Annotated in this window: 11 protein-coding genes and 1 pseudogene; 3 read left to right on the top strand and 9 right to left on the bottom strand. The window is 62.7% G+C overall.

Annotation, left to right across the window (positions count from 1 at the left end; translation table 11 throughout):
- From HP499_RS15605 to HP499_RS15575, 7 genes are all read right to left on the bottom strand, one after another.
- Window positions 1-242, bottom strand: a 242-nt coding sequence (locus HP499_RS15605) for a dihydroxyacetone kinase subunit DhaK (RefSeq protein ID WP_172325146.1), incomplete at its 3' end; no start/stop codon positions are given.
- Between the two features lie 4 nt (window positions 243-246).
- Window positions 247-1,248 (bottom strand): sugar phosphate isomerase/epimerase, encoded by a 1,002-nt coding sequence (locus HP499_RS15600; protein WP_172325145.1) that lies wholly within the window; start codon window positions 1,246-1,248, stop codon window positions 247-249.
- Between the two features lie 310 nt (window positions 1,249-1,558).
- Window positions 1,559-2,257 (bottom strand): GntR family transcriptional regulator, encoded by a 699-nt coding sequence (locus HP499_RS15595; RefSeq protein WP_172325144.1) that lies wholly within the window; start codon window positions 2,255-2,257, stop codon window positions 1,559-1,561.
- A gap of 171 nt (window positions 2,258-2,428) precedes the next feature.
- The gene (locus HP499_RS15590) at window positions 2,429-3,499 is read right to left on the bottom strand and encodes an alkene reductase (protein ID WP_172325143.1); all 1,071 of its coding nucleotides are present in this window, start codon (window positions 3,497-3,499) and stop codon (window positions 2,429-2,431) included.
- Between the two features lie 106 nt (window positions 3,500-3,605).
- Entirely contained in the window at window positions 3,606-4,223 is a 618-nt protein-coding gene (locus HP499_RS15585; RefSeq protein ID WP_309138400.1) for an SIS domain-containing protein, read from the bottom strand.
- 26 nt (window positions 4,224-4,249) lie between these two features.
- Window positions 4,250-4,786, bottom strand: coding sequence for a hypothetical protein (locus HP499_RS15580; protein ID WP_172325142.1), 537 nt, complete (start codon window positions 4,784-4,786; stop codon window positions 4,250-4,252).
- A 170-nt stretch (window positions 4,787-4,956) separates the two neighbouring features.
- Window positions 4,957-5,160, bottom strand: coding sequence for a hypothetical protein (locus HP499_RS15575; RefSeq protein WP_172325141.1), 204 nt, complete (start codon window positions 5,158-5,160; stop codon window positions 4,957-4,959).
- 133 nt (window positions 5,161-5,293) lie between these two features.
- On the opposite strand from HP499_RS15575, the gene HP499_RS15570 reads away from it, so the two are divergent.
- Window positions 5,294-6,469 carry an alcohol dehydrogenase catalytic domain-containing protein gene (locus HP499_RS15570; protein WP_172325140.1) on the top strand — a complete coding sequence of 392 codons (1,176 nt, stop codon included), beginning with the start codon at window positions 5,294-5,296 and terminating at the stop codon, window positions 6,467-6,469.
- Between the two features lie 22 nt (window positions 6,470-6,491).
- Here HP499_RS15570 and HP499_RS15565 read toward each other — a convergent pair whose 3' ends face one another.
- The gene (locus tag HP499_RS15565; RefSeq protein WP_172325139.1) at window positions 6,492-7,478 is read right to left on the bottom strand and encodes an SDR family oxidoreductase; all 987 of its coding nucleotides are present in this window, start codon (window positions 7,476-7,478) and stop codon (window positions 6,492-6,494) included.
- A 109-nt stretch (window positions 7,479-7,587) separates the two neighbouring features.
- On the opposite strand from HP499_RS15565, the gene HP499_RS15560 reads away from it, so the two are divergent.
- Window positions 7,588-7,773 (top strand): CsbD family protein, encoded by a 186-nt coding sequence (locus HP499_RS15560; protein ID WP_026005342.1) that lies wholly within the window; start codon window positions 7,588-7,590, stop codon window positions 7,771-7,773.
- An 83-nt stretch (window positions 7,774-7,856) separates the two neighbouring features.
- Here the strand turns inward: HP499_RS15560 and HP499_RS15555 are convergent, their stop codons facing one another.
- A complete protein-coding gene (locus tag HP499_RS15555) occupies window positions 7,857-9,584 on the bottom strand; it encodes a cytosine permease (protein ID WP_172325138.1) in 1,728 nt (575 codons plus the stop codon).
- Window positions 9,585-9,658: 74 nt separating this feature from the next.
- Here HP499_RS15555 and HP499_RS25215 point away from each other — a divergent pair.
- A pseudogene (locus tag HP499_RS25215) lies at window positions 9,659-9,927 on the top strand (biotin synthase BioB); the annotation flags it as partial.

The following is a 9,927-nucleotide window of genomic DNA, read 5'->3' as shown; positions in this document are numbered from 1 at the left end:
GCCGGGGAAGCGAACATGTTTCCGCAGGCTGAACCTGTGGCCAGACCTGGCCCGACCAGTCCGGCGAACGCCGGGTAGTGCCCGGACCCACCTCCAACCACCAAGGCAACCTGGCCGGCGGGGACTTCCGTGGAGCGGACCACGCCGCCGTCCACTCGGGCAACATATCCGCGGTTGGCGGCGACGAAACCGTCCAGCGCTTCATCGGCAAAGTCTGCCGGGTTGTCGAAAATCTGCGTCATCTTCCTAGACTCCTGCGAGCTCGGTTACCGGCACCTGGCGTCCCTGGGCTACTTGGCTCTTGCCCAGTGCATAACCCTCGGTCTTCGGCAGGACATGGCGGCGCAGGTAGTCCTGGTTGCTGGCCGTGACGCTCAAGCCATCTCCGCCGTAGTGCTCGGTGCAGAGGATTCCCTGGAAGCCGACGGATAACGCAAACTTGAAGGCCTCGCGGTAGTTGATCAGACCGCTTTCCATGGGGGCCGGCATGGTGATGTAGCTGTCGCGGGCTACGTCTTCATCGCGGATGTAGTTCTTCATGTGCCAGTAGTTGGAGTACGGGAGGGTTTTGGCCACCATCTCGCGCCAGTCCTCGATGGGGCGGTGCAGGCGGATCAGGTTGCCGATATCCGGGTTGAGGCCCACGTTGTCCAAGCCGATGTCCTGGACCAGCTGGACAGAGGAGTCCGCGGTTCCGAGGTAGGTGTCCTCGTACATTTCCAGCGAGATCAGGATGCCGGCCTCTGCGGCGTGCTTCCCGAGTTCCCGGATCCGGGAGACGGCGTTGCTCCACACTTCCTGGTCACCCACCGGATCCTTGTAACCTTCCACGGTCCAGAACCACAGCTGCTTTTGCTGCTCCGGGGTGATGGCCTGGTGGAGCCCGAAGGAGACAACCTCGCAGCCGAGTTCGGCAGCGGCGTCGATGGTGCGGTGGCTGTAGGCAAGGTTGTCAGCCCAGTCGGTGGCGTGGATAACGCTGCGGCGGATAGCGGAGATGACGGGCACGCCAATGCCCACTTCGTCCGCGGTTTGCTTGAACTCTGCGAGGCGCTCCTTGCTGAGGTCGCCCGGGCGAACCCAACTGTCGGTGAGGTCCGCGTTCGCGAAGCCGGCCTCCTTCACTTCCTGGAGAACGGCCGCCCACGCTGACGCGTCGGCGTCGTTGACGTGCCGGCCCGCGGCGTCCGTGCCGGGGAACTGCAGGAGGGCCGCAGTAATGGGCCAATTCTCGGCGGTGTAAGCCATGGTGTTCACTCCTTCGTGGAATCCTGTTTCCTATAGGATTTACGAAAGAAGCGAAGGTGTCAACCCTTTTCAGAAACTTCCTAGATCCTATATGTCATACATATGTGTGTGAAGGGGGTCACTTGGGTGTGCTCAGCTCATGGGAGCGGTGAACGTCCAGTGGGGTGGGCGGGCGCCCTTCGAACCGTCGCTACCCCTACCGCCAAATGCACCCGTAACCACTGGTGCATTCGGCGCAAAAGGGTGCGCCATCAACCACGAACGGGCGCGCACGGCGGAAACGGGTGCGAGCCGGGACGGAACGTTGGGCTTACTCCTCCGGAGCGTCGGCCATCGCTCGTCCACGGACCTTTTCCACGTGGTCCACCATCATTTCCGCGGCCTTCCCGGGGTCGCCGCTGGTCATGGCATCCAGTACGGCCTGGTGCTCGGCAATGGCCTGCTCGGCGTCGGTGATACCCACTCCCCCGAACAGCCGGAAACGCTGGATCTGGCCGCCCAGCGTGTTGTAGGCCGCCAGCAGGAACTGATTGTTGGCCTGCGCGGCGATGAGTTGATGGAAGCGTTCATCAGCTTCGAGGTAGCTGCGATATTCAGCGAAAGTGCCGCCACGCGGTGCGGTCTTCAGATCCTCAACCGCTTGCTTCAGCGCGTCCAGGCCTTCGGGCGTCATCCGGGAACAGGCAAGCCGGGCATTGACCGGCTCAATGGACAAGCGGGCTTCCATGAGTTCGGCGAAATCCTCGCGGGTGAAGACCGGAGCCACCCGGTAACCCTTCAACGCCACACGTCGGACCATCCCCGTGTGTTCCAAACGCGCCAAAGCCTCGCGCACCGGAGTGGGCGAGACGTCCAGTTCCCGAGCCATCCCATCGATGCTCACTGCTGCTCCGGGCTCAAGCCGCCCATCCATGAGCCACTCGAGGAGGGCTTCGTAGACGTGGTCGGCCAGCACTTGGCGGCTGACGGGAAAACCAGCGCGGGCAACAGCCGGAGAAGGATCAGACATGCACAAATCCTATAGGAATCCGCGCTCCAGGCCCGGGACGCGGCTCCGTCACATTGCGCATGGGCGGCCAATCCCCAGGCGGCCTCACGTTAAACCAAGACGCCGGCACTCACGTGAGTGCCGACGTCGTGGTTTTGCCTGGGTTCTCCCCATCAAGCGGGGGCGGAGCGTTTAGTTCGCGTAGAACGGGTAGTCCGTGTAGCCCTCGGCGCCGTCAGCGTAGAAGGTGGAAGCGTCCGGCTCGTTGAGCGGCAGGCTTTCGCGCCAGCGGCGGGCGAGGTCCGGGTTGGCGATGGCAGGGCGGCCCACCACTACGGCATCGGCGAGGCCGTTTTCGATGATGGCGAAAGCTTCGTCCCGGGTAGTGATTTCGCTGAAGCCGGTGTTGACCAGGAACGTTCCGTTGAACCGCTCACGGAGGTCCTGAACCAGGGAGCTCATGGGATCGTGGTGCAGGATGCTCAGGTACGCCAGGTTCAGCGGGGCGATGGTGTCCACCAGTACCTGGTACGTTGCCCGGACGTCGGCAGCATCGGTTTCTGCGATGCCCTGCACATTGTGTTCGGGGGAAATGCGGATGCCAACCCGGTTGGCACCGAGGGCCTCCACCACGGCGTTGACAGTCTCGATGACGAAGCGTGCCCGGTTCTCCGGGGAGCCGCCGTAGCTGTCCGTGCGCACGTTGGAGTTGGGGGCAAGGAATTCGTGCAGCAGGTAACCGTTGGCGGAGTGAAGCTCAACGCCGTCGAATCCCGCCTCGATGGCGTTCTTGGAAGCGGTGACAATTTCCTGGATAACTGCCGGGAGCTCGTCAGTGCGCAGTTCCCGCGGAACCGGGTAGGGCTGCTTGCCGTTGGGGGTGCGGACCTCGCCGTCGATGGCAACAGCGCTGGGGCCCACGATCTCGTGGCCGCCGGTGATGTCGGCGTGCGAGACGCGGCCTCCGTGCATGATCTGCGCGAAGATGCGGCCGCCCTCAGCGTGAACGCCGTCAGTGACGGTCTTCCAGCCGGCAATTTGCTCCTCGGAGACCAGTCCCGGCTGTCCCGGATAGGACTGGCCGGCCTGAACGGGGTACGTTCCTTCGCTGACGATCAGCCCCAGGGACGCCCTCTGCCGGTAGTGCTCGGCGATCAACGGACCCGGCACGCCATTCTGGCCTGCGCGCAGGCGCGTCAAGGGCGCCATGACAAGTCGGTTGGAAAGTTCGAGCTCACCGAGGGCCAGAGGAGAAAACAGCATGCGCAGTTCCTTTCAGAATGAATCAGGTTCATACTGCGCAACTGCATGGCGTCTGCAACTATTCCGAAGGAGGCGCAGATCACACTCCTGCGGCAAGCCCGCCGCGCTACTCCGGGTTGGCGCCCCTCATCGCGTCGTCAAAGCACTCGCACAGCGCCAAAACGGCCACCAGGTGCGCTTCCTCAGCGTGGGCGGGGTCCGTGTTGACGCAAATAGCCTCGTTTACGGACTGGGCCAAGTCCCTCGAATCCCTGCCGGTCAAGGCCCACACCCGGGCGCCCTTGGATTTTGCGGCGGCGGCAGCATCACGCAAATCCTCAGTGATCCCTTTTGCCGCGAGCAGGACCACGATGTCGCCGCTGCGTACCTGATGCGAGATTTGGGCGCTGATGCTTCCTGCGCCATCAGCCTCCGGGTTCATGGACAGGGAGATGGCCTTGAACGTGGCGCCGTCGCCGGGGTCGTGCGCTGCCAGCTCGGAGGTGAACCTCTGAGCTTCATGTGCCGAACCATCGCTTCCAGCCGCAAAGACGCTGCCTCCGCGGCGGCGCACCCGCGCCAACTCTTCACCCCATTCAGCCAGCCTCGAGGACTCTCGTCGAAGCGCCGCTACCGCCGGCCCTATCTCGCCCAGATGCCCCAGAACCACATCAACTGCGTGCCGGCTCGCTTTGGACTCAGCCGAGCGCACCGCCTGACCTGTCCGCCTCACAACGATGCTCACTTCCTGCCTCCGTTTCTCCGTTGAAACTACAAATTCCTGTCGCCCTCGCGCGTTGAACCGTCGCGCGCCGCACCGTCACGCGCCGCACCGTCACGCGCCGCACCGTCACGTCCGCTCCGGTCCCGCGCCAGGCGCTCACCGTCGTCGGCGGTCGCATCGGTGGAACGGTCGCGATCGTGCGCATCATTCCTGCCGTCGGCGCGGCCCCGGTCACCTGTACGGTCCCGGTCAGCCTGTGCATTGGGGTCCAGTTTGTCGGCATGACGAAGGTGCTCTTCAACACGGTTGTGGGCCTCGCCGGCTTTCTCAGCGTGGCGTTCTGCGTCCTTACGGAGGCGGTTGGCCTCCACCTCGGCCTGAAGCGCGGCTGCTTCCGCTTGCGCAGACTCAGCTTTGGCCTGGTGTGCTCCGATGGCTTCCTCGGCTGCTTTCTCACGCAGTTCCGCAGCCCGATGCCTGTTGACCTCTGCCTTCTTGCGGCGTCCGATGACTACCGCGACGATCACCACGGCAATAACAACGACGGCCAACACGATGATGAGAACCAGTTGTCCTGTATCCATGTGCACTACCTCCTGGTGGGCGGCTTGTGTGGGCGCCGCCCGTGGCCCACGTTCTCCCTCCACCCATCTTAACACCAACAATCAGGTTGCTTACTAAAATTTGGCAATGGTGACTGACAAACGCTGCTGGAGTGGCGGCGTCGAACGTGGTTTTCAGTGCAGTGCAGGCGTTAGCTGCCGGTCGCTTCCGGGTGTTCCCTGGCCCGCTTTTCTTCCGGCGTTTCGCCGCTTTCGTCCGGAACGAACGTGGGGTCTACTTCGGTGGTGAAGTCGCCGGTACCGTCGCCGGTTTTGCCATGCTCGACGGCGGCAGGCGCCTCCTGCGATGAGGCGTCGGAAGGCGTGGCTTCAGCTTCGCTCGGTTCTTCGCTCATAACCACAATCTAAGCCTGCTCCGCGGCGGTGTCGAGGTTGCCGGGTCTTGTGCGCAGGTTCCATCTCTGCTTCGCTGGAGGGGTCTCCAGCAGGGCGGGACCCACCCAGCCGAAACGCAGGGAGAACCAACTTGTGAAAGCAGTGACATGGCAAGGCCGGCGCTCAATGAGCGTCGAAGAAGTCCCCGATCCCTCCATCCAGGAACCAACGGACGCAATTGTCCGCATTACCTCCACAGCTATTTGCGGCTCGGACCTCCATCTCTACGAAGTCCTGGGACCCTACATGCACAAGGGCGACGTCGTTGGCCATGAGCCCATGGGAATCGTGGAAGAAGTCGGTTCCGAGGTCCACCGGCTCAAGAAGGGCGACCGCGTGGTGGTGCCTTTCAACATCTCCTGCGGGCACTGCTACATGTGCAACCAAGGCCTCCAATCCCAGTGCGAAACCACCCAGGTCACCGCGAAAGGATCAGGGGCGGCGCTGTTTGGCTATTCCGAGTTGTATGGATCCGTTCCCGGCGGGCAGGCACAGTATTTGCGCGTTCCATTCGCGGATTACGGGCCCGTCACAGTCGATTCCGACGCCCCCGACGAGCGTTATCTCTTCCTCTCCGACATCCTTCCCACCGCGTGGCAGGCAGTCCAGTATGCCAACGTCCCCGACGGCGGCACCCTGGCCGTGCTTGGACTCGGTCCCGTTGGCCAGTTTGCTGCGAGGATAGGAGTGCACAAAGGGTTCCGGGTGATCGGCGTTGACCCTGTTCCCGAGCGTCGCGCCATGGCCGAACAGCACGGCGTGGAAACCTTGGATTACAGCTCGGATGTCGCCGGGAAAATCCGGGAGGAGACGCTGGGCCGGGGCCCGGATGCAGTGGTGGACGCCGTGGGGATGGAAGCGCACGGTTCCCCTGTGGCATCCTTCCTTCACCGGGCCGTCTCTTTGCTCCCTGACAAACCGGCACAGGTTGCCATGGAGACCATGAGTGTCGATCGGCTTGCCGCGCTCCACACATCCGTGGACTTGGTGCGCCGCGGCGGGACTGTTTCACTGAGCGGGGTCTATGGCGGCCAGGCCGATCCCATGCCCCTGATGACCATGTTCGACAAGCAGATCCAACTCCGTATGGGTCAATGCAACGTACGGCGCTGGATCGATGACCTGCTCCCCTTGGTGGAGGACGACGCCGATCCGCTGGGAGTGATGCATCTGGTCACCCACACCGGTTCCCTTGATGAAGCGCCGGCGCTTTATGAGAAGTTCCAGAAGAAGCAGGACGGGTGCATCAAAGTGGTCCTCAAGCCCTGACGCTCGCTTGAAACCCTTCCGGTCAGGCCAGGTGTTTGCCGCCGGTCACACCGATGACCGAACCCGAGATAAAACTGGAGTCCTCACTGGCCAACAACACGTATGTTGAGGCTAGTTCGGCAGGTTGCCCCGCCCGGCCCAGCGGGGTGTCCTGCCCGAACTTTTGGATCTTTCCCGCCGGCTGGGTGGGCGGTTGGAGCGGGGTCCATACAGGGCCGGGGGCCACCGCGTTGACCCTGATCCCCTTCGGACCCAGGGCTTCGGCCAAGGAAAAGGTCATGCTGTTGATGGCGGCCTTGGTGGCGGCATAATCCACCAGTGCCGGACTGGGGTGGTAGCCCTGGATGGACGAGGTGTTGATGATGGCGGCACCGGGCCGCAAGTGCGGAAGGGCGGCTTTGGTGAGCCAGAACAACGCGTAAACGTTGGTCTTGAACGTTCTGTCGAACTGCTCGGTGCTGAGGTCTTCGATTCCTTGGTTTGTGGTCATCTGGAACCCGGCGTTATTGACCAGGACGTTGAGCCCGCCGAACTCTGTCAGTGTCTGGGCGATGACTTCCTGGCAGAATTCTTCGTCCCGCAAGTCTCCGGGCAGGGCCAGGGCCCTGCTGCCGGCGTCCTCGATCACTTGGACCGTGTGCTCGGCGTCCTGCTCTTCTTCGGGCAGATAGGTGAAGGCGACATCCGCTCCTTCGCGCGCAAAGGCGATGGCCACGGCCTTACCGATTCCACTGTCGCCGCCGGTGATCAACGTGCGCCGGCCGATCAGGCGCTGATGGCCCACGTAGCTCTGCTCGCCATGGTCCGGCCTCGGATTCATGGCTTCGGTCCAGCCGGGGTACTCCTGGGTTTGCGGCTCGAACTCCCCGGACGGGTACCTGCTGCGGGGGTCCGAGGCCTCCTCCTCAGGATCATAGGACTCGGAGACCACCTTGTTGACCAACGCCATGGCGATGTCCTCGTCCAAGTCTGTTTGCTCCGTTTGCTCGTTCCGGATTTCCTCAGCCATGCTCTCAGTGTAAGCATGCTGACTATTTTGGGGAGTCCGTTCAGGAAGTACCCAGAATCGCTCGCTAGCCTAGCGATTGTCAGCGTTGGATTACATCGAAGGAGGTCCCATGGGACTCGGAGACAAGATCAGCAACAAGGCACAGGAAGTTACGGGCAAGGCGAAGGAAGCCTTGGGTGACGCCACCAATAACGAGAAACTGCAGGCTGAGGGTGTAGCTGATCAGGCGGCCGCCAAGACCAAGCAGGCCGGCGAGAACGTCAAGGACACCGCGAAGGACGCCTTCGACAAGTAAGCCCCCGGCACCAAACAAAACCACGAACCACACAGCACAACGCCCCGGCTCCGAAAAAGGAAGCCGGGGCGTTCGCGTGGGGGTTACTTTTGGGCCGGCAGCACCAGGGCGCCCGACTTATCCGTGGACAACGCGAGGGACGAGATGTACTGGGGCTCGCCGTCGGGCCCGTCCTGACCTGACCGGAGCATGTCCGGGCGTTCGAACTCCAGGCCGGTGACGTGGCAGAGCAGCTTGGCATCGCTGGGGTTGCCGTCGGCGTCAAACATGGGAAGGTCAATGCCGTCGTCAGTGCGGCGCAAGTAGTAGCGCCCCTTCGTGGCAAGAGCGAGCACCGGCGGCAGCACCAGCGCCAGGCCCACAGCGAAGATGGGCGAGAACGGCTGCACCGCTGAGCCGAATGCCCCGAAGAACACCGCGATGGAAACGCCCGCAGACACCAGCATGGACACGAAGCCCACCGGATTGACGGCGTAGAGCATCCCGCGGCGGAACTCCGGAACCTTGGGCGAGATCTTCAGCAAGTACTTGTTGATGGCAATATCGGAGGCCACCGTGACCACCCAGGCCATGGCGCAGTTGGCGTAGAAACCCAGGATCGTGTTGAGGAACTCGAACATGTTCGACTCCATGAGGACCAGCGCGATCACCAGGTTGACCACCACGAACACCATGCGGCCGGGGTAGGTCTTGGTGATGCGCGTGAATGAGTTGGTCCAGGCCAGCGAACCGGAGTAAGCGTTGGTGACGTTGATCTTGATCTGGGAAATGACCACGAGCACCACGGCCAGGGTCATCGCCAGCCACGCCGGCATCATTTCTTCATAGACGCCCAGGAACTGGTGGACGGGTTCGTTCGCGTGGACAGCTGCGGCGGGGTCGAGCTTGGCGATCAGGTAGATGGCGATGAACAGGCCAATGATCTGCTTGATGGCACCGAAGATGACCCAGCCCGGTCCGGCAAGAATCACCGCACGCCACCAAGCACCCTTGTTTTCGGCGGTCTTGGGCGGCATGAAGCGAAGGTAGTCGATCTGCTCGGCGATCTGGGCCATCAGTGACAGGCAAACACCGGCGGCCAGCATCACTGATGCGAGGTTGGGGCCACCCTGGCCGGAAGCGCCAGTGAAAGCGAAGAAGGCATCAATGCTATCCGGGTGGGACAGGAGCAGGTAGCCAACCGGAACCACCATGAGCAGCAGCCACAGGGGCGTAGTCCATACCTGCAACGTGGCGAGCGTCTTCATCCCGTAAATCACCAACGGAATGATGATGATGGTGGAGACCGCATAGCCGATCCATTGCGGGATACCGAGGCCCAGCTGCAGGCCTTGGGCCATGATGGAGCCTTCGAGGGCGAAGAAGATGAAGGTGAACGTGGCAAAAATGATGTTGGTAACCACCGAGCCGTAGTAGCCGAACCCCGAGCCACGGGTGATGAGGTCCAAGTCGATGTTGTAGCGCGCGGCGTAGTAGGCCAGCGGGAAACCCGTGGTGAAGATGATCACCGCGGCCACAATAATGCCGAAGATCGCGTTCACAGTGCCGTAGGCGATGCCGATGTTCGCCCCGATGGAGAAGTCGGCCAGGTACGCGATGCCGCCCAAGGCGCTGGTGGCCACCACGCCGGCACTCCACTTTCGATACGAACGCGGAGCGAACCGGAGCGTGTAATCCTCCAGGCTCTCCTTCGCAGCACTCATGGCGTCGGCGTTGCCTGCCGCTGGTGCAGCCGCCGTGCCGGGCCCGACGGCGGTGCGGGCCGCCGTCGTCGGCTCCAGTGTGGCGGTACTGGTCTTGTCGTCGATCATTCGTGGTCGCTTTCGTCGGGGAGGTTGCCTCGCCCACGACGCTAGTCACGCAGCGCGTCAATTCAGTCACGTCCATGTTTCACGGTTGTAACTTCTCCCAAAACCACCCGCCTTGGGTTTGTCCACACCCCACAAAACCGCCTCCCACCAGCGCCGATACCGTCAAGGACATGACCAGCCAAGCAACGCATGAAGCCCAAAACACCAGCTCCTACGCCATCCTGGACACCGCCCGGCAGCAGGTCCTGGAACGCGGGGAGGGCCTGAACGAGGCCCAACTGAAAGAGATCCTGGAACTTCCCGATGACGCCGTTCCCGCAGCCCTTCAGCTTGCCCACGAGGT

The sequence above is a fragment of the Paenarthrobacter sp. CM16 genome, assembly GCF_013179505.1.
In the GTDB taxonomy this organism is placed as follows: Bacteria; Actinomycetota; Actinomycetes; order Actinomycetales; family Micrococcaceae; genus Arthrobacter.
This window is presented reverse-complemented; position numbering and strand designations above follow the sequence as displayed.